This is a genomic window from Flavobacterium phycosphaerae, from assembly GCF_010119235.1.
GTDB lineage: Bacteria > Bacteroidota > Bacteroidia > Flavobacteriales > Flavobacteriaceae > Flavobacterium > Flavobacterium phycosphaerae.
The window spans coordinates 806274-826674 of the sequence record NZ_JAAATZ010000001.1 but is presented as its reverse complement, the minus strand read 5'-3'; the positions used below and the strand labels follow the sequence as shown (position 1 = coordinate 826674).

The 20401-nt window shown below is 39.6% G+C and carries 15 protein-coding genes; 8 read left to right on the top strand and 7 right to left on the bottom strand.

The features are described from left to right. Both GUU89_RS03585 and GUU89_RS03580 read left to right on the top strand, forming a co-directional pair. Entirely contained in the window at positions 1-1395 is a 1395-nt protein-coding gene (locus GUU89_RS03585; RefSeq protein ID WP_162126639.1) for a T9SS type A sorting domain-containing protein, read from the top strand. 164 nt (positions 1396-1559) lie between these two features. Then, on the top strand, positions 1560-2594 hold the full coding sequence (locus tag GUU89_RS03580) for an NADP(H)-dependent aldo-keto reductase (protein ID WP_162126638.1): 1035 nt from the start codon (positions 1560-1562) through the stop codon (positions 2592-2594). Here the strand turns inward: GUU89_RS03580 and GUU89_RS03575 are convergent, their stop codons facing one another. Genes GUU89_RS03575 through panC form a run of 7 tightly spaced genes read right to left on the bottom strand, consistent with a single transcriptional unit; the run spans position 2595 to position 10871 of the window. After that, positions 2595-3962 carry a PQQ-dependent sugar dehydrogenase gene (locus tag GUU89_RS03575; RefSeq protein WP_162126637.1) on the bottom strand — a complete coding sequence of 456 codons (1368 nt, stop codon included), beginning with the start codon at positions 3960-3962 and terminating at the stop codon, positions 2595-2597. A gap of 52 nt (positions 3963-4014) precedes the next feature. After that, entirely contained in the window at positions 4015-5967 is a 1953-nt protein-coding gene (locus GUU89_RS03570; protein ID WP_162126636.1) for a transglycosylase domain-containing protein, read from the bottom strand. Between the two features lie 13 nt (positions 5968-5980). Continuing rightward, positions 5981-7342 carry a DNA repair protein RadA gene (gene radA, locus GUU89_RS03565; RefSeq protein ID WP_162126635.1) on the bottom strand — a complete coding sequence of 454 codons (1362 nt, stop codon included), beginning with the start codon at positions 7340-7342 and terminating at the stop codon, positions 5981-5983. A gap of 2 nt (positions 7343-7344) precedes the next feature. Next, complete coding sequence (locus GUU89_RS03560) at positions 7345-8634, bottom strand: alpha/beta hydrolase (protein ID WP_162126634.1); 1290 nt, start codon at positions 8632-8634, stop codon at positions 7345-7347. 56 nt (positions 8635-8690) lie between these two features. Beyond that, positions 8691-9653, bottom strand: coding sequence for a lysylphosphatidylglycerol synthase transmembrane domain-containing protein (locus GUU89_RS03555; RefSeq protein WP_162126633.1), 963 nt, complete (start codon positions 9651-9653; stop codon positions 8691-8693). A 4-nt stretch (positions 9654-9657) separates the two neighbouring features. Beyond that, positions 9658-10008, bottom strand: a complete 351-nt coding sequence (gene panD, locus GUU89_RS03550) for an aspartate 1-decarboxylase (protein WP_162126632.1) — start codon at positions 10006-10008, stop codon at positions 9658-9660. Between the two features lie 14 nt (positions 10009-10022). Further along, positions 10023-10871 carry a pantoate--beta-alanine ligase gene (gene panC / locus GUU89_RS03545; protein WP_162126631.1) on the bottom strand — a complete coding sequence of 283 codons (849 nt, stop codon included), beginning with the start codon at positions 10869-10871 and terminating at the stop codon, positions 10023-10025. 106 nt (positions 10872-10977) lie between these two features. On the opposite strand from panC, the gene GUU89_RS03540 reads away from it, so the two are divergent. From GUU89_RS03540 to GUU89_RS03520, 6 genes are all read left to right on the top strand, one after another. Next, complete coding sequence (locus GUU89_RS03540) at positions 10978-11784, top strand: glycogen/starch synthase (RefSeq protein WP_162126630.1); 807 nt, start codon at positions 10978-10980, stop codon at positions 11782-11784. A 17-nt stretch (positions 11785-11801) separates the two neighbouring features. After that, on the top strand, positions 11802-13544 hold the full coding sequence (locus tag GUU89_RS03535) for a DUF4270 domain-containing protein (RefSeq protein ID WP_162126629.1): 1743 nt from the start codon (positions 11802-11804) through the stop codon (positions 13542-13544). Continuing rightward, positions 13532-13657: a hypothetical protein gene (locus GUU89_RS15115; protein ID WP_262886104.1), complete on the top strand. Its 126-nt coding sequence runs from the start codon at positions 13532-13534 to the stop codon at positions 13655-13657. The genes GUU89_RS03535 and GUU89_RS15115 overlap by 13 nt, the downstream gene beginning before the upstream one ends. 12 nt (positions 13658-13669) lie before the next feature. Then, entirely contained in the window at positions 13670-15517 is a 1848-nt protein-coding gene (gene glmS, locus GUU89_RS03530; protein WP_162126628.1) for a glutamine--fructose-6-phosphate transaminase (isomerizing), read from the top strand. Between the two features lie 284 nt (positions 15518-15801). Next, the gene (locus GUU89_RS03525) at positions 15802-18648 is read left to right on the top strand and encodes a TonB-dependent receptor (protein WP_162126627.1); all 2847 of its coding nucleotides are present in this window, start codon (positions 15802-15804) and stop codon (positions 18646-18648) included. A 33-nt stretch (positions 18649-18681) separates the two neighbouring features. Beyond that, positions 18682-20211: an SGNH/GDSL hydrolase family protein gene (locus GUU89_RS03520; protein WP_162126626.1), complete on the top strand. Its 1530-nt coding sequence runs from the start codon at positions 18682-18684 to the stop codon at positions 20209-20211. Positions 20212-20401: the final 190 nt, after the last annotated feature.

The window sequence follows — 20401 nt, the reverse complement described above, 5'->3', positions numbered from 1 at the left end:
ATGAAAAAAACAATACTATTAATACTAATGGGCTGTATGAATGCTACCATAAAAGGACAGTGTTTGAGTACGATGGATTGCGGATATTATCATACCGTTGCACTAAAATCAAACGGAACTTTTTGGGCTTGGGGTTCAGGAGGCTATGGGCAGTTAGGCAATGGTTCGGAAAATGATAATGTAGTGCAAACCCAAGTGGGTACGGCCACGAATTGGCAAAGTGTCAGCTCGGGAGGGTACTTCACTTTAGGGGTTAAAAACAATGGGACTTTATGGGCAGCAGGAGACAACAGTACCGGCCAATTGGGAATTGGTTCAACTGTTATCAATTCGAATGTTTTTGTTCAAGTAGGAACATCAACAAATTGGGAACAGGTGGCTTGTAGCAGTTATTTTACCTTAGCATTGAAGACTAATGGCACTTTGTGGGGATGGGGTCAGAATGATTCTTTTCAGTTGGGTGATGGGACCTGTTGCAGCAATAGACTTAGCCCTGTACAAGCAGGGACAGCTGCGGACTGGGCTAATGTAGCTGCTGCAAGTTATGGCACAGGTCTGGCTATTAAAACCAATGGAACGCTATGGGGTTGGGGATTAAATGCAGGATTAGTAGGCCCCTCCACGGTAAGTGCTCAGCAATATCCTATACAAATAGGAACAGATACCGACTGGCTCAGTATATATACAGGAGTTGGCCATGCCTTAGCGCTAAAAACCAATCATACTTTATGGTCTTGGGGAACCGGTGGTCAAGGGCAAACAGGCGATAATTTATCACCTTCCTATTTTAGGGATACCCCTCGTCAGATAGGTAACGATAGCTGGCTGACTGTTGCTGCAGGTTCTAGAAGTTCTTATGGCATTAAGACCGATGGTACCTTATGGGCTTGGGGCGAGAATGACATGAGCCAACTGGGCGATGGTACCACCACTAACAGAATGCAACCGGTACAAATAGGTACTGATAATGACTGGACTTCGGTATCGGCAGGATGGAAACATGCCATAGCGTTAAAGAGCAATGGTGCTATGTGGGCTTGGGGTAGTAATGACTATGGGCAGCTAGGCAACGGTACTACTACCGCTACTGCCACTCCTGTTTATGTAACGGTGGCGGGCTGCACGCTGGATACACCTGAGTTTGAAAGACAACAGTTGGTACTAAGTCCCAACCCGGCAACAACAGAAATTAGTTTTGCCTATAACGGGCAAGAGGTAGTTGACGGTCTGGTTATTTATGACATGATGGGAAGAGAGGTATATAAAACGCATCCTATAGCCGGAGTTTCTATACAGGCTACACTACCGGTGCATCAATGGCAAGGAGGGGTATACTTGTTAACCCTTAAATCAAAAGGCAAAACGGTGGTGAGCAAGAAGTTTGTGAAACAGTAAATTTCATAATTACAACATAAGGTTCATAGTATACACTTTGAGCCTTTTTTATTCTCAAACGTTTCCAAAAAATGTGTTAATCCAACCGAATTAACCCAAGCAATATTTTACTTTTGCGGGGCAAAAAGGAGCCGTAATGAATTTCGTCTCTACAAAAATTCAAAATGAACTACACTACTTTACCCAATACCGATATAAAGATTAGCAAAATATGCCTGGGGACTATGACCTTTGGCGAACAAAATACCGAAGCTGAGGCCCATGCCCAATTGGACTATGCTTTTGAAAAAGGTATCAACTTTATTGATACGGCCGAGATGTACCCTATTGCCGCTAAACAAGCTACCCTTGGCTTAACCGAAAAGTATATCGGCACTTGGTTGCAAAAGTCGGGCAAAAGAGAAGAGGTAGTCCTGGCCACCAAAATCGCCGGGCCCAACCGTGGGATGGAATACATTCGCAAACCTTTGAATTTTTCCAAACAAAATATCCACGAAGCGGTAAACAACAGCTTAAAAAACCTCCAGACGGAGTATATTGATTTATACCAAATGCACTGGCCGGAACGCGTGATGAACATGTTCGGGCAACGCGGAGTGACCCAAATCGATGCGCAATGGCAGGACAATTTCTTTGAAGTATTGAGCGTTTATGACGACTTAATCAAAGCCGGAAAGATTAAACACATCGGAGTTTCTAACGAGAATCCTTATGGCGTGATGAAGTTTTTAAACGAAAGCGAAAAGCACAACCTACCCAGAATAGCCACGATTCAAAATCCATATTCCTTATTAAACCGCTTGTTTGAAGTGGGCTTGTCCGAAATTTGTATGCGAGAACAAGTAGGGTTGATGGCGTATTCACCCTTAGCCTTCAGTTTCTTAACCGGCAAGCATTTGAACGGAATGCAACCGGATTCGCGATTGGGGTTGTTTCCGCAATTTACCCGATACAACAACGATAATTGTTATAAAGCCACCAGGTTGTACCAAGACTTGGCCCAAGCACACGGATTGACGTTAACCCAAATGGCCTTGGCGTTTGTGCATCAGCAACCGTTTGTAATGAGCACTATTATTGGGGCTACGACTATGGCGCAACTCCAAGAAAACATTGCTGCTTTTGACGTGGTGTTATCGCCGGCACTTTTGGCGGAAATCAATAAAATACAAGCTACTTATCCTGACCCGGCCCCGTAATTATTCTACGATTAACTTAGACTGGTATCGGTTTCCGGCTGTATCTTCTACCGCGAGCAGGTAAAGCCCTTTTGCCAGGGTTGTAATGCCTACAGTAGATAGGTTTTCGGTTTGGGTAAGCACCACTTTACCGGTCAAATCAAAAATAGTGACTTGAGAAAGTGTGGTGGCTGATTCGTTTTTAATAAAAATCTCCGTCTTAGCCGGATTCGGATAAAAACTCAACCCGTTTTGGTTGAAACTATGCACGCCAAGCGAAGTATCGATTACTTTATAAATAGTACTGCCGCCTCCTACATAGAGTTCGCCATCTTTATCTTCTCCGAAAGTGGTTATTAAAAAGGAGGCATCATAACCCCAAGTAAGTGTCCCCGAACTATCCACAGTGCCAATTTCCCCCGAGCAGTAATCGGCAAAAATGTACTTATTGACAAAATTAGGATAAGCCGTTCCGGTATAAAAATATCCCCCGGTAATAGAACAACGGGAAGCCGTTTGGTTGTATTGCGAAAATGGCGCTACGGTTGATGCATACGAAGGGCAAGTGCCCGAAGAAGTGTCATAAACCGCATTGGCTTCATAACAACGCCAGCCAAAATTCAATCCCGTATTAGGCAAAGGGCTGGTTATTTTATCAATTTCTTCAATGGCATCCTGACCTACATCAGCAATCCACAAATCACCATTCAAGCGGTTAAAAGAAAACTTCCAAGGGTTACGCATCCCTATAGACCAAATTTCATCATTACCGGCTATGCCCACATAAGGGTTGGTGGGAGGAATGCCGTAAGGAGAACCCGAATCTACATCGATGCGGAGTATTTTGCCCAAATTTTCATTGATGTTCTGCGCTCTGTTGCCCGGGTCACCGCCACTGCCGCCGTCTCCCATTCCGATGTAAAGATAGCCGTCAGGACCAAACTTTATAGTACCTCCGTTATGATTAGAATAAGGTTGCGCCACAGTCAGTAATACCGTTCCGCTGGTAGCATCGGCTATATTAGGGTCAGCCGAAACCGAATAGCGGGCAATTACCGTGGCACCATCAACGGCACGGGTATAATTGACATAAAAATAACCGTTGGTAGCATAATTAGGATGAAAAGCCAAACCCAACAAACCGCGTTCACCTCCTGAAAGGATAGTGGTTGAAGTGAGCGTTAAAAAGGGAGTGCTGTTGACGGTTCCGTTAGCGTTTACTATTTTGATAATACCGCCTTGTTGTACCGCAAATAAACGGCTGTCATCAGGAGCATGCGTAATCTCGGTTAATGAAGTAAATCCGCTAGCAAAACTCTGTGTACCGATAACTTGCCCGATACTTTTAGAGGCCAAAAACAAGGAAACGAAAAGAATAATTTTTTTCATAGTCAATAGGTTTTGGGTAAAGTTATAAAATTCAGTGAATTAAAACCAAAAATTAAAATTCAAATTCACCGGTGCTGAGGCTGTCGTTCTCTATAGTGTTCATCGGTTTTTGTTTAAGAAACGACTGTGCCGGACCCGAAATGGACAATGGGAAGTTGCCAATAGTATCATTAGCCGTCAATACATTGCGACGCAACATGAGTTTGGTTAAAAAGGTTTCCTGCTGTTTGGCAAACAATTTGAGTTCCCGGTTGGTGTCAAAGCGATACATAAATCCTTTGGGTTTTGGGATGATGGTGGCCAAAAACAAACATTCATTTAAATTCAAATCCTGTGGACTTTTCTGAAAGTAAAAATGCGAAGCTTCACCAATGCCGTAAATATTTGGTCCCCATTCAATGATGTTGAAATACACTTCGAGCATGCGTTCTTTCGAGCTGATGTGGTTGTTTTCCAAAATGTACACTAACAGTATTTCTTCCAGTTTTCGGGATAAAGTTTTCTCTCGGGTCAGGAATACATTTTTGACCAATTGCATGCTGATGGTACTGGCACCGCGCGAGAATTTCTTGGTTTTGATGTTTTTAGCGATGGATTGTTTGAAGGCTTCGTTGATAAAGCCGCGATGCGTAAAAAACGAAGGGTCCTCACTGGTCAGTACACATTTTTGCAGGTAAGGCGAAATAGCGCTCAGCGGAGTAAAATTGTAATTGGAACTGCCCACCGTAATCGGTCGTTGCAGTACTCCGTTATCCATGGCGCGGTAGATAAATTCAGTGTTGATTTTGTTTAAATCGGCTTCACCATATTTGATGATTTTTAAGTTTTCGGGTTTTAGTTTACTTTCAAAAACCACTTCATTGGGTTTGTGATTGTTGTATTCAAAATTCAGGGCATAGCTGAAATTCCCCTGAGCTTCCATCCCCACAAAATGGCGGAAAAGACCATCGGGCAATGAGGAAATAAAATCCTGCGCTTTCATTTTCGGAATCTGTAATTGGAGGGCATACACCTTATCGGTTTCGTTGGTGTATGAAATATAAGGTCGGCATTTGATGCGGTTCAATTGTAGTGTTGAGGTGCTGTCTAAAGCCATAAAACGAGGACCGACAATCCAATGGTAATCAAATCGGGCGTTCTTGATGGTCACATCTTTTCCGGCAATTTTCGGATGGTTGACGAATAAATCTTCAATTGATGAATAGCCGTCAATGTGCAGCTCACCACTATCCATCGAAAGATTATCCATATTAAAATGAATCGATTTAAAACCAGTTTTCAGGTTCCATTTCTTATCCAGGTATGGAATTTTAATGGTGTCATTGGCTACATTGAAAAAGTCTAAATCGGCTTTTCGGTCTCTGGGGTCGGCAAAGCCATTGATACTCCATTGTTGCGAAAAATCGGCCGCCGTAACCTGAATCAGCGTAGTCAACTTTTTATTTTCCAAGGCCAATTGGTTGAAATCAAAAACTACTTTGTTGCCTTTATCATCTATCTTAAATGCAAAGCCTTTGACACTCATATCGGTGGGCACCAAGTTTAAAAGTCTCGAGGTAATTCGGTTAAGGAGCTTGGCATAATTGACATCATCGTTATCTGATTTGTCTTTTTTAGAATGAAGAAAAGCATCAAAATTACTACCGGTTTTGGTTTTCACCAATTGCACATAGCCTTGGTTGATTTCCAGTTTTCCGAGTTGAATGTCGCCCACCAAAAGCTTCCAAAAACTAACGCTGGTTTTCAATTCATCAATGCGAACCAAAGTATCGGCTTGCTTCGGAACCAAATAAATGTGATTTAATTCTAAATTGGTTAAACCGTGAAATTCGGCTTTTTCAATGGTAAGATGGCATTGATACTCCTTGTCGAGTTTAGTGTCAATCCGGTGAATGATTTTTTCTAAAATGGTATTTCGGAAAGCGAAAGCCAAAGCAATTCCAAGCAGTAACAGTATGCCGCATATCTTGAGAATAAGGAATGCTTTTTGCTTTTTGGTTTTCATTTTTACCAATGGATTATCCAAACAACTGCTCGACTACTTCTTCAATTTTGGAAACCAAAACGATTTTGATTAACGGATTTTTGATAGCAATCTTGTTGTACTTAGAAACAAAGATAGTGGCAAATCCTAATTTTTCAGCTTCCTGAATGCGTTGTTCTACCCGATTCACCGGACGGATTTCGCCCGAAAGCCCCACTTCGCCGGCAAAACATACATCTTTACCCACCGCAATATCTTCGTTGGAAGACAAAATAGCGGCCACCACAGCCAAATCAATAGCCGGGTCATCAACGGAGATGCCACCGGTAACGTTCAGAAAAACATCTTTGGTTCCGAGACGGAAGCCGGCACGTTTTTCCAATACAGCCAAAATCATATTTAAGCGTTTGGCATTATAGCCTGTGGTACTGCGTTGCGGCGTTCCGTAAACGGCGGTTGAAACCAAGGCTTGAATTTCTATCATCAACGGACGCATGCCTTCCAGCGTAGAGGCAATAGCGGTTCCGGAAAGTTCTTCTTCTCGGTGGGAAATTAAAATCTCGGAGGGGTTGGACACTTCGCGCAAGCCCGAGCCTTGCATTTCATAAATGCCCAATTCAGCCGTTGAACCAAAACGGTTTTTGAGCGAACGGAGGATACGGTACACATGATTTCGGTCGCCTTCAAATTGCAAAACGGTATCTACCATGTGTTCCAAAATTTTGGGTCCGGCGATGTTGCCGTCTTTGGTAATATGCCCGATAAGAATAACCGGAATATTGGTTTCTTTGGCAAATTTGATCAGTTCAGCCGTAGTTTCCCGAATTTGAGAAATACTGCCGGCAGTCGATTCAATATAATCGGTATGTAGCGTTTGGATGGAGTCGATGATGACAATATCGGGTTCGGTTTCAACAATGTGTCGAAAGATATTTTGCGTTTTGGTTTCAGTCAGGATTAAACAATTTTCACTGTTGGGATTAATCCGTTCCGCGCGCATTTTGATTTGCTTCTGACTTTCCTCGCCCGAAACATACAACGTTTTATATGGTAATTTTAAAGAAATCTGCAACAGCAAGGTACTTTTTCCAATGCCGGGTTCGCCACCTAAAAGGATTAATGACCCCGGAACGATACCACCGCCAAGGACACGATTCAATTCGCCGTCAGTGGTATCCATTCGCACTTCCTGAGTGGAATCAATTTCTTTTATTTTGAGCGGTTTGGATACTCTTTTAGAATCAGTTGCAGTAGGCTTCCAACTGGCTTTTTCTTCTTTTTGTATTATTTCTTCGGCAATGGTATTCCATTCTTTGCACGAATTACATTGCCCTTGCCATTTGGCGTATTGAGCACCACAATTTTGACAAAAAAAAGTAGTTTTAATTTTGGACATTCTTAAGGTTTTTTCTCTTCGGTTGGGGTTTCTGTTGGAGGAGGTGCATCCGTTGGAGGCGTGTCTGTCGGAGGAGCATCAGTTGTTTCTGCCGGAGGCGTTTCTTCTACCACAGGCTCTTCTTTACCTTTCTTCCCTTTTTTAGGCAAGGAGGCTTTTAAAACATCGGCTCTTTCAATCATCATGTCTTTAGTCAAATCGCCAATTTCCTGTTTTTGAAAAGCGGCTAAATAGGACTTAACGGCTCGGGCATTATCGCCTTTCTTTTCATACATCTGAGCCATTTCATAATCGGCCAACATTGATTTCGGATAATCTTTGCGTGCCAACTGAGACAGTTGGTCAAACTCATTGTATGCTTGATTTTTTATAATAGCGGCTTCAATAGCTTTAAAATCATTTAAACGAATTTGCACTTTTAATCCGATTGACTTTTCAAGGATATCGTATTTGTTTACCAAATAATCCACATAACCCGATGGCAATGTGGCGATTTTTTCCTGAAATTCGGTAATGGAAATCGGCTGGTACACGGCAAAAATTTGGTACAAAGCACTCGGAATCGAGTTTAAAACCATCGAGTAATGCGAAGCGCCTTTGAAATCTTCATAGCGGTAATTCAGTTTTGGATTGACTACTTTTTTAATCTCTTCGTCCATAGCCTGAATACGAGTTCGCATTTTTTTAACATCCCCGTCAGCGGTAGAGTGGTAGTAAAAAATTGGTTTTTGAATGGCGGCTAAGCGTTCGGCAATTTGCTCTTCCATTCCGGCCGGAAGTTCGGGACTCATAGAGATATAAGCATCAAAAACAGGATTGTCTTTGTATAAATAGCAGTTTAAAAAGCCGGCAGTGGTGTCTAAACCGGCTACGATTTTAAACGGTGCGGTTCTGAAGTTTTTCTGGATATACGGAATCAATTCCATGCCGATGAATTCAAAGAATTTCTCCCCTTTCTCATCCGGTAGTCCGGTAGTGGCTTCGGTGGCGCAATCGGCTTCGCGTTCGTTGTTTTTATTTTGGCTGATGCCTACTATAATTACTTCCGGTAAATCATCCCAATAGTAGCCATAACTTAAGGCGCCTTGAAACGGATCAAACAAAAAATCGCCGTCAAGTAAGAGTAAAATAGGATAGCTTTGTTTGCTGTTTTTTTCGTAGGAAGGCGGAAGACCAATCGTGATTTCACGGTCTTCATTTAATTTTTGGGAAGTGATGGTATCGGTGATTCTTTTTTGAGAAAAAATACTATTGGAGCCAATTAGTATAACTAATAAAAGAAGCTTTTTCATGAGTAAGGGTTTGGTTAAACAGCAAATTTGCTAAATTGACTAGCAAGATAACAAAATTATTTATTTCTGTTTAAAATAGGCAGGAATAAAAACGATAATCCGCCCAAGGCAACCATTAGGATGGTTTGTGAAGTCCATACCAACCAACCAAAAGCAATACCGGCGGGTTTATCGACATGGTATAAAACGAAGATTTCGGCTATGACCAATGGATAAAATCCGAAACCACTGTTGGTAAAACCAATGGTAAGACTACCAAAGATGAAAGCAATAACCACAGCGCCAAAACCAATGTTGCTGGTTTCATTTAAAGCAAAAATGGTCACATAAAACATCAAGATATAAGTGAACCAAATGAAGAAGGAATGGAATAAAAACGCCCATTTGTTTTTCATTTTCAGGATGCTGGTCATGCCCTCGATTAAGCCTGAAAACTTTTCTTTTAAGGTGCTGATAATTTTCCAGTTGGAGTAAAGCCAAATCAGTATAAAAACGATAAAGCCCACTATGCCTAAAACGATTAGAAGGATTAGTTTTTCGTAGGGAATTTTTTCCAGCACATAAGCTTTCAGTACATTAAACTGAACAATAAAGCCTATGAAAACGAATAAGAAAAAGATAAGCAAATCAACGACTCTCTCGGCAACGATGGTTCCGAAGGCTTTGTCAAAAGGTATCTTTTCGTATTTTTTTAAGACCAAAGCTCTGGAAATTTCACCCGAACGCGGTACGGTTAAGTTCATCAGATAAGCAATGCAAACGGCCATGAAATTGTTGTGAAATTTTGCTTCATAACCCAAATGCTCTAAGGAGAATTTCCAGCGGTAAGCTCTTGACCAAAAGCCAAACAAAGCAATAACAAGTGACAGGTAGATATAAAAGTAATCTGCGTTTTTGAAATAACTTTTAATCTCATTGATTTGGTCTTCGGTGAAGGAGTTGTATTGGTACCAAATAATGCCCACCCCCAGGAGGAGCGGTACCAAAATTGACAACCATTTTCCGATTTGTTTTTTCAAGAGATTAAGTCAGGGAGTTATCTTTTTCATTCGGAAATACCAACCAAGGTTTGAAGGTTTTAGCTTCTTCAAAATCCATCAGCGCATAGGACATGATAATGATGATATCGCCTTTGTGTACTCTTCGTGCGGCCGGACCGTTGAGTGTAATTTCACCTGAATTTTTAGGGCCTTTGATGGCATAAGTGTCAAAACGTTCGCCATTGTTGACATTGACGATAGATACTTTTTCGCCTTCAATAAGATTGGAAGCTTCCATTAGGGTTTCGTCTATGGTGATGCTGCCGATATAATTTAAGTCGGCACCCGTTACTTTTACACGGTGTATTTTAGATTTTACTACTTCAATTTGCATGGGGCAAAGGTAAATTAATTTAGTGAAATGGTGTCAATCAATCTGACATTGTTGACAAAAACGGCTATAAAAGCACGGTATTTTTTGGTGTTGTTTTTTGTGGTACAAGGCAGTAACGTTTCTTCGTCGGCAATGGTAAAATACTCTAATTCAAAGGGGGTTGTTTTTTGAAAAATTTCGGTTACGAATTCGGTTACTTCTTCCGCTGATTGCACATGAAAGCGTATTTTGGCTTCGGATAATGTTTTGAAAATAATGGCGGCTTCGGCTCTTTCTTCGGTAGTTAATCTTTCGTTTCTAGAGCTCATGGCCAAACCGTTGGGTTCTCTGAAAATAGGACAGCCTATGACTTTAACTGGTAGTTTTAATTTGGCCACCATTTTTTTGACGATTTGCAATTGCTGAAAATCTTTTTCCCCAAAATAGGCGTTGGTGGGTTTTACAATTTCAAACAGTCTTTTTACAATGGTACCTACACCATCAAAATGACCGGGACGAAATTGACCTTCCATCTGATGTTCCAATCCGTCAAAGTCAAAATGCTCGGAAACGGTTTTGCCTTCATAAATATCATCTACACTTGGCGCGTAAACCACAATGGTATCGGAAACGGTTTTTATTTTCGCTACATCGGCCTCAAGCGTTCGCGGGTATTTGGCTAAATCATCGGCGTTGTTAAACTGTGTCGGATTAACAAAAATGCTAATCACCACCACGGGGTTGTGAAGCAGGGCTTCTTTGAGCAAAGAAAGATGGCCTTCGTGAAGAGCACCCATCGTGGGCACAAAACCAATGGAAGTTGCTTCGTTTGAAATAGAAGTCAGGTGAGAAACTAATTCATTTTGAGTGTTAAAAATGAGCATTGGCTTTCAGTAAATGAGTTGCAAACTTACTATTTTCATAAATAACTGCATAAATTTTTGTACTTTTGCCTGTTTTTTATTGCCAATAAATAAAGTAAAATAGATTATGGAAGATAAGAGGATATTGTATGTATCATCTGAAGTGGTGCCTTATCTGGCTGAGAATGAGGTTTCTTTAATGTCTTATGATGTTCCGAAAATGATTAATGATCAGGGCGGACAAATAAGAATTTTTATGCCAAGATATGGAAATATCAACGAGAGAAGACACCAATTGCATGAAGTTATCCGATTGTCGGGAATGAATTTAGTAGTAAATGATTTGGATATGCCGCTGATTATTAAAGTGGCTTCTATTCCCAAAGAACGCATACAGGTTTACTTTATTGATAATGACGAATATTTCAAAAGAAAAGCCACCTTTAGTGATGAAGACGGCGTGTTATACCCTGATAACGACGAGAGAGCTATCTTTTTTGCCAAAGGCGTGGTGGAAACGGTTAAGAAATTAAATTGGGTTCCCGATATTATACACGTTCACGGTTGGATGGCCAGTTTATTGCCTATCTACATGAAACATTACTACAAAGATGAGGCATTGTTTTCAGACACTAAAATTGTAACCTCTATTTACGGACAGTCATTTGATGGCACTTTGGATTCGGAAATGATTAATAAAATTAAGTTTGATAATATTCCGCATGACGCTATAAAAGAGTTGGAAGTTCCAAACTATGAAAACCTGATATTGGCTTCTGTAAACCATTCGGATGGGGTGATTATCGCTTCCGAAAATGTGTCTCCAAGTTTAACAAAATATATAGAATCTTCAGGAAAACCTTTTTTACCTTTCGCCTCGAAAGAAAAATTTGCCGAAGCCTACACCGGGTTTTACAAAAATATGCTTCCTTAAAAAAATTGTATTTACATATGTATAAGAATTTATTTTTACGCCCAATTTTAATCATGGGATTTATCACTGTTCTTTTTGCATCGTGCGATAAAGATTATGACGAATTGGGAACTGATATTGTGGGAGATGATCACTTTGTTTTTGAGTATGGTTACCCAGCTATAAAAGCACATAATCAGGATTTGGGGCCGGTAGCCTCAAGCGGTTTGAATACCAATCCGCTCGGAATTTATGAAAATCCGGCTTTTGGTACTACCAAAGCAGACTTTGTTACGCAACTTACGTTGTCTACCACTTCTCCGACTTTCAACAATACCGACCCAACAAAGTTTGTGGCGCTCCCAAGCATGGATAGTGTTGTTTTAAATATTCCTTATTTTAGTCACGTACCTACAAATGCAGTTATAACAGATGGTGTAAAACCGTATGTGTTGGATTCTATTTATGGTAAAGCAGAGTCGAAATTTAAGTTGAATATTTACCGGTCGAATTACTATTTAAGAGATTTAGATCCGGATCAGGGATTTACCGAAGATCAATTGTTTTACACCGACGATAATGTTATTGGAAACAATATTGATTTCGCTTCAGGAGTATTGAATAACGCTGCAAACACGGTTGAAAACTCTGAATTCTTTTTCAATCCAAAGGAACATAAGACCAAAACGTTGGACGAAAATAACGAACCTGTTTATACCAGATCAGCACCATCAATGCGATTGCATTTAGACAATCAGTTCTTTTTGGATAAAATAATTTCCACGCCAACTGCTAATCTTTCCAGTCAATCCACCTTTAAAAATTATTTCAGAGGATTATATTTTCAGGTGGTTAGTACCGGCAACGAAGGCAATATGGCGATGATGAATTTTGGCTCCGGAGAAATTACATTGTATTACAAAGAAGATAAAATTACAGTAGACAATCCGGCAACAACCGATGTAAATGAATATAAAGTAGAACGTGTTGCTAAAACATATGTTTTGAATTTAAAAGGCAACGCAGTCAGTTTACAGGAAAATTCAAATCTGAATCCGGCCTATGCTTCAGGCATTAATCCGGCAAATAACACTAATCCGCTTGGGGCAGAAAAGCTATATTTAAAAGGTGGCCAAGGGTCTATGGCGGTTATTGATATTTTTAGCACTACCGACTTGAAAGGCTTAGCGCTTAATCCTAATTACAATCCAAATCTTGCGGTTAGTGCCAGCAATCAGAAGTATTTGATTAATCCGGACTACAATCCGAATTTAGCCATTAGCGATACCAATCCAAAGTATGTATTTACCGGGCCGAATGGCGTTTCAGATGAGATTGATAATATTAGAGCTAACGATTGGCTAATCAACGAAGCTAACTTAACTTTTAATGTTGACACTCAGTCCATGCAAAATGCTTTTGAGCCCAACCGTATTTTTTTATACGATTTGAATAACAATAAAATGCTGGTGGATTATACTAATGATTATACTACTAACAGTACTTATTCTAAACTTAGCAAGTATATTTATGGAGGGATACTGCTTGATCAAAACGGTAAAAAATTAGTCCAAAAAAATGCTGACGGCACCATAAACAAAGGCAGCAAATACAAGTTGCGAATTACGAGTCATGTCAGAAATCTGATAACCAAAGATTCGACCAATGTCAAATTGGGATTAGTGGTTACAGAAAATATTAATAGTTTTGGTTTTACCAAAAGAAAACCACCGATTGTTGACGGCACTAATATAAAAACATCCCTAGCATGTCGGTTATGAATCCATTGGGAACTATCCTTTACGGGACAAATATTCCGGAAGGAGATATTAATTATGGCAAAAGATTAAAATTAGAAATCATTTATACAAAACCAAAAACTGGTACTAACTAATTAAGTAACATTATGTGTGGAATTGTTGGATATATTGGCTACAGAGAAGCGTACCCAATCATCATAAAAGGACTAAAAAGATTAGAATACAGAGGTTATGACAGTGCCGGTATCATGTTATGTGATGGCAACCAACTTCAAATAGCCAAAACCAAAGGAAAAGTATCTGATCTTGAAGCAAAATCTTCAGATATTGCCGACTCTAAGGCTACTATTGGAATTGGACATACCCGCTGGGCTACCCACGGTGTTCCGAATGATATTAACTCGCATCCTCATGTTTCTAATTCAGGAAACTTAGTAATTATTCACAACGGAATCATCGAAAATTATGAGCCGTTGAAGAAAGAATTGATCAACAGAGGTTATACTTTTTCATCGGATACTGATACCGAAGTATTGATTAACCTTATTGAAGAAGTTAAGAAAAAAGAAAAACTTAAATTAGGGAAAGCCGTTCAGGTGGCATTAAACCAAGTAGTAGGTGCTTACGCCATTTGTGTTTTCGACAAAGAAAACCCGGATGAAATTGTAGTAGCTCGTCTAGGCAGTCCGTTAGCAATTGGTGTTGGTGAAGGAGAATTTTTCATTGCTTCTGATGCTTCGCCTTTTATCGAATATACTTCTAATGCTATTTATTTAGAAGATGAAGAAATGGCCATCGTAAGATTGCACAAGCCGTTAAAAATCAGAAAAATCAAAGATGACTCTTTGGTAGATCCATATATTCAGGAACTTCAAATGAATTTGGAGCAAATTGAAAAAGGAGGCTATGATCATTTCATGCTTAAAGAAATTTATGAGCAGCCTAATGTTATCAAAGATACTTACAGAGGAAGACTTCACGCCAACAGTGGCATCATTCAAATGGCCGGTGTAGAAGATAATCTCGAAAAATTTCTTCATGCCCAACGCATATTGATCGTAGCCTGCGGAACCTCATGGCACGCCGGATTAGTTGCAGAGTACATCATGGAAGAATTTACCCGAATCCCGGTTGAAGTGGAATATGCTTCTGAATTCCGATACAGAAATCCAATTATAAATCCAACTGATGTAGTTATTGCTATCTCGCAATCCGGAGAAACGGCTGATACTTTGGCGGCTATTAAATTAGCTAAAGAAAAAGGCGCTTTCGTATTCGGAGTTTGTAATGTGGTGGGTTCTTCTATTTCAAGAGAAACTCATGCCGGGGCCTACACTCATGCCGGACCAGAAATTGGAGTGGCTTCTACCAAAGCATTTACCACACAAATTACGGTATTAACCATGATCGCCTTGCGTTTGGCAAAAGCTAAAGGAACCCTTTCTAATTCTGATTTCCACAGGTATTTACAAGAGTTGGAAGTCATTCCTGAAAAAGTTCGTGAAGCATTGGAATGTAACGATAAGGCTAAAGAAATTGCCGCTAAATTTAAAGATGCGCCTAACTGTCTTTACTTGGGCAGAGGCTATAATTTCCCGGTAGCTTTAGAAGGTGCTTTGAAATTAAAAGAGATATCATACATCCATGCTGAGGGTTACCCTGCCGCCGAGATGAAACATGGCCCGATTGCTTTAATTGATGAGCAAATGCCGGTGGTAGTCATTGCTCCAAAACAAGGGCATTATGACAAAGTGGTGAGTAACATTCAGGAAATTAAATCAAGAAGCGGAAAGATTATTGCTGTGGTAACCAAAGGCGATGTTCAAGTAAAAGAACTGGCTGACCACGTAATTGAAATCCCTGAAACTTCAGATGCCTTGTCACCATTGATTACAACTATTCCGCTACAATTGTTATCTTATCACATTGCGGTTATGAGAGAATGTAATGTTGACCAACCCAGAAATTTGGCCAAATCGGTTACAGTAGAATAAATAACTTACCAAATTAAATATAGATAAAGCGAGATTCATTCTCGCTTTTTTTATGGTTGTATTTTTGTGATTTATTCAACGGAAATAACGTTTTTGTATGTGCGCATAGTATTTTTTTTAGCAATAGTATTAAAACGTTAATAATAACTTAAAAAAAGCTCACTATGGCTTTGTTAAAAGAAGGTTTGGTTATTGTATAATCGTCAAAAATAAGATTGGTTTTCTGAGAATCAATAAAAAATATTTGTACATTGGTTCCATAAACCAACAAAATTTATAACCAAATGAAAATTTATTTATTTATCGTTTCATTGTTTTTTTGCAGCATAAGTTTTGCGCAAACTTCAGTATCCGGTTCGGTAAAAGACAGTAAAAACCAACCAGTTCCGGGAGCCAATGTCAAAATTGCAGGAGAAAGTGCCGGAACAATTACCGACAGTGATGGAAATTTCAGTTTGTCAACTTCCAAAAAACCACCTTTTACGCTAGAGGTTTCCAGCGTGGGTTATGAGACAACAAAAACCAGTATCACATCCAACAATCAAAAAGTGACCGTTGCCTTAGCTGACGAAGAAACCAAACTGGAAGAAATAGTAGTTTCTGCTTCCAGAACACCGGAACGAATAAAAGAGTCACCGGTAACCATTGAACGATTTGGAATAAAAGACATCAAGAAAACCGCTTCGCCCACTTTTTATGACGGATTGGAAAATCTGAAAGAAGTACAAATGAATACTAGTAGTATGTCATTCAAATCCATCAATACCAGAGGATTTGCTACAGTATCTAATACCCGTTTCATGCAATTGGTAGACGGAATGGATAATTCCTCTCCATTGTTGAATTTCGTTTTGGGGAATTTAATAGGTGTGTCAGAATTAGATGTGGCCAATGTGGAGTTACTTCCGGGAGCATCATCAGCACTATACGGAGCCAATGCCTTTAATGGAATTTTATTCATGAATAGTAAAAACCCATTCAACAGTGAAGGGATTTCTGCCTATGTAAAATATGGACAAACCAGTCAAAAAGCTGCCGGTGTCAACGATTATGTAGATTATGGTATACGCGTGTCGCACAAATTTGATAATTACTTTGCCGCTAAAGCTAATTTCACTTTTCTCAAAGGGACAGATTGGTACGCAACCGATTACAGAGATAAAGATTTAGTAAACAATGTTGGTTTAGACAGAAGTTATTACAACTACAACGGGATAAATGTTTATGGAGATGAGGCTTCAACTAATCTAAAAGGAGTTGGGCAGACATTAGCTTCTATGGGGCTTATTCCTGCATCAGCCGTAAATTTACTACCAAGTGTTAATGTGAGCAGAACAGGATATAATGAAGTTGATTTAACGGATAATAAAATTAGAAATGCTAAAATTGATTTCTCATTACACCTAAGACCTTTTGGCAATGAAAATTTCGAAGTGATTTGGCAATCTAAGTTTGGATTTGGAAACTCTGTTTATACCGGAGCTAACCGTTACTACTTAAACGGATTTTTCATGCAACAACACAAATTGGAATTTAAAGGTAAAAACTTTTTCTTAAGAGGTTATATGACTACTGAAGACGGAGGAAAATCATACGACATGTTGTTTACCGGACTTAATGTAAACAATGCTTGGAAAGATAATAAAACTTGGTTCGGTCAATATACAGGAGCCTACATTCAATCTACGTTAGCCGGTGCCACTCCGGAACAAGCTCATGCTGCTGCAAGAGGAGTTGCTGATACCGGCAGATTCCTTCCGGGGACACCTGAATTTAAAGCCGCTTTTGCCAATGTTATTGCCGGTGAGGATGTAATAACAGGATCAAAATTGGTGGACAATTCAAAAATCTATCATTCAGATGCTAACTACAATTTCAAAGACCTTATTAAGATAGCCGAAATTCAAGTAGGAGGTTCCTACAGAGAATACCAATTAGATTCTCACGGAAGAATCTATACGGATGCTTCAGGTCCAATTCATTATGATGAGTATGGTGTTTATACACAAGTACAAAAGAAAATAATGGAAGACCGCTTGAAATTAACCGGTTCGATTCGTTATGATAAATCGAAAAACTTTGACGGCAACTATTCGCCTAGAATTTCCGCAGTATATTCTGCTGGAGAACAAAAAAATCATACTTTCAGAGGTTCTTTCCAAACCGGTTTCAGAAACCCAACCACTCAAGACCAATACATTGGATTTAATGTAGGAAGTGCTGCTTTAGTGGGTTCAGCTCCTGATAACTTAACTCGTTTTACAGAAACATTTCCGGTAAATACTGCAGCAGGTCAGCTTTTTGCAGGCGGACCAAATGCCATTATGAATGGAGATAATGCCTATAATAATTCGTATACTTCAGAGTCAGCTAGAGCTTTTGCGGCCTTAGCCAGCACAGACCCTGTTAATGCAGCTAAATTGTTAAAAAAATCAACTGCAGGATATGTAAAACCGGAAACTGTTAAAGCCTTCGATTTAGGCTACAGAGGACAGTTCAAAGGATTCTCTTTTGATATCAATGGGTACTTTAATATCTACAATGATTTTTTAGGGAATACTACAGTTGTAGCGCCATATTATGGTAAAGCAGTAGACGCTCCGGATGCATTAGGAAATCCTCTAACTGATTTAGGAACACAAACATTGCATGCTCTTGCCAACGGAAATACCAGAAACTATCAGTTGTACACTAATACGGATATCGAAATTCATTCGTTAGGATTTGGTGTAGGAGTCGTGAAAAAATTGCCAAGAAACTTTGAAGTATCAGCTAATTATAATTATGCTCAGTTTGATTTTGATCAGGCAAAAGACCCAAGTTTTGAAGCCGGATTTAATACACCAAAACACAAAGTGAAATTAGGAATAGGCAATGATAATTTATTCAAAAATTTCGGTTTCAATGTTAGCGGAAGATGGAATAGCGAATACTTATGGCAGTCTACTTTTGTAGATGGTACTATTGATGCGGCTACTGTAATTGATGCTCAAATTAACTACGGCATTCCAAAACTAAAATCAGTACTTAAAATAGGAGCCTCAAATATTGGAAGCCACGAATACCAACAGGTTTTAGGAACCGGTATGATTGGGCAACAATATTTTGCTTCTTTGACTATCAACCCATAAAAAACAACCAATAACACTACAATATTTAAAGTTATGATAAAAAATTTCAAATGGCTATTATTGGTTTCACTAACCTTTGTAGCGTGTGACAGCAGCGATGATGCTGTGTCTGATCCTAATTCAACCGATGGAACTCCGTTAACGGCAGGTTCGGCTGACTTTTCTAAGTATGTAGCTATAGGTGATTCCTTTGCTGCAGGCTATAGTGACGGTGCTTTGTTTGCTGCCGGTCAGCAAAATGCTTACCCTAATATTTTAGCTTCTCAATTTGCTTTAGTGGGCGGAGGTGAATTTACTACTCCGTTTATGGCTGACAATATTGGTGGGTTTTCTTCAGGAGGCGTTCAGGTTCCGGGATTTGGACCTCGTCTTTTCTTTAATACAGTAACCAGTTTGCCAAACCCGGTTTCGGGAATTTCAGGCACCGATATCAGCACCCACTTAACCGGTTCGTTCAACAATATGGGTATTCCGGGAGCCAAGAGTTTTCACCTTTTATTTGATGGCTATGCTGCCGCAAACCCTTATTTTGGCAGAATAGCTTCATCTTCTACAGCAACAGTTTTAGGAGACGCCTTAGCACAATCGCCTACTTTCTTTTCTTTATGGATAGGTGGTAACGATGAATTGGGCTATGCTACTGCAGGAGGTGATGCGAGTTTAAATATATTGACTCCGACTAACATTTTTGATCAATCCTATAACCTGTTAATTTCACAATTAGTTGCCGGTGGAAGAAAAGGAGTAATTGCCAATTTGCCTTCTGTAACCACTTTGCCTTATTTTCATGTGGTACAATACAATCAATTGACTCAGGCCAATTTAACGGTTAACAATGTAAACCAAGTGAATGCTTTAAATGCTCAACTATATGGGCCGTTGCATAATGCGCTTGCGTTTTTAGGTCAGGGAGATAGAATTAATCTACTTTCTACTACTGGCAACAATCCTATGTTAATGGTTGATGAAAATTTAACTAATTTATCAAGTTCATTAACTGCCGTGTTGATAGGTGGTGGACTTGATGTTCCAACGGCAACTGCTTTGGGGCAGATTTTCGGAAAAGCAAGACAAACTTTACCAACAGATTTAATTTGTTTGAGCGCAGCTACCAGAATCGGACAGGTTCCTTCAGTGGCTCTTGACGGTACTGGAACTCCTAGTCCTTTGTTAAGTCAGTTGGGCGTTACCTTCCCGTTACCGGATCGTTATGTTTTAATGCCTACAGAAGTAACAGAAATAGAAACAGCTACCGCAGCTTATAATGCTACAATTGAGGCAGCGGCAGCGGCAAATACGGAGACCATCGCTTTGGTTGATGCTGAATCAATTATGCATGATTTAACAATAGGCGGCATTGTAAGTAACGGATACACTATGACGGCCACTTATGTGACCGGGAATACGTTCTCTTTAGATGGTATTCACCCAAGTCCGAAAGGTTATGCCTTGATTGCTAACAAGTTTTTGGAGGCTATTAATGAAAAGTTTGGTTCCAATTTCAAAGGAGTTAACTTAGGGAATTACAGAGTGCTTTTCCCTCAGGACCCGGCTAATTTTTAAGGATTCAAAATACATTATATTTAAAACCATCTGTGAAAATAGGTGGTTTTTTGTTTATTATCATTTGTAAAATGATTTCAACAACTAATTAATCAAAAAATAAACAAAAAAACTTTGTTTAAGTATTGATTTTTAAAATAGAAAATTTACCTTTGCACTCGGAAAAAAGAGGTGCTTTTTTCAAACCTAA

Excerpts from the sequence above, each read along its gene's own strand:
- GUU89_RS15115 (WP_262886104.1), top strand. The coding sequence starts at position 13,532 with ATGTCGGTTATGAATCCATTGGGAACTATCCTTTACGGGACAAATATT.
- GUU89_RS03560 (WP_162126634.1), bottom strand. The coding sequence starts at position 8,634 with ATGAAAAAGCTTCTTTTATTAGTTATACTAATTGGCTCCAATAGTATT.
- GUU89_RS03575 (WP_162126637.1), bottom strand. The coding sequence starts at position 3,962 with ATGAAAAAAATTATTCTTTTCGTTTCCTTGTTTTTGGCCTCTAAAAGT.
- panC (WP_162126631.1), bottom strand. The coding sequence starts at position 10,871 with ATGCTCATTTTTAACACTCAAAATGAATTAGTTTCTCACCTGACTTCT.
- glmS (WP_162126628.1), top strand. The coding sequence starts at position 13,670 with ATGTGTGGAATTGTTGGATATATTGGCTACAGAGAAGCGTACCCAATC.
- GUU89_RS03570 (WP_162126636.1), bottom strand. The coding sequence starts at position 5,967 with ATGAAAACCAAAAAGCAAAAAGCATTCCTTATTCTCAAGATATGCGGC.
- GUU89_RS03540 (WP_162126630.1), top strand. The coding sequence starts at position 10,978 with ATGGAAGATAAGAGGATATTGTATGTATCATCTGAAGTGGTGCCTTAT.
- GUU89_RS03525 (WP_162126627.1), top strand. The coding sequence starts at position 15,802 with ATGAAAATTTATTTATTTATCGTTTCATTGTTTTTTTGCAGCATAAGT.
- radA (WP_162126635.1), bottom strand. The coding sequence starts at position 7,342 with ATGTCCAAAATTAAAACTACTTTTTTTTGTCAAAATTGTGGTGCTCAA.
- GUU89_RS03520 (WP_162126626.1), top strand. The coding sequence starts at position 18,682 with ATGATAAAAAATTTCAAATGGCTATTATTGGTTTCACTAACCTTTGTA.
- GUU89_RS03580 (WP_162126638.1), top strand. The coding sequence starts at position 1,560 with ATGAACTACACTACTTTACCCAATACCGATATAAAGATTAGCAAAATA.
- panD (WP_162126632.1), bottom strand. The coding sequence starts at position 10,008 with ATGCAAATTGAAGTAGTAAAATCTAAAATACACCGTGTAAAAGTAACG.
- GUU89_RS03585 (WP_162126639.1), top strand. The coding sequence starts at position 1 with ATGAAAAAAACAATACTATTAATACTAATGGGCTGTATGAATGCTACC.
- GUU89_RS03535 (WP_162126629.1), top strand. The coding sequence starts at position 11,802 with ATGTATAAGAATTTATTTTTACGCCCAATTTTAATCATGGGATTTATC.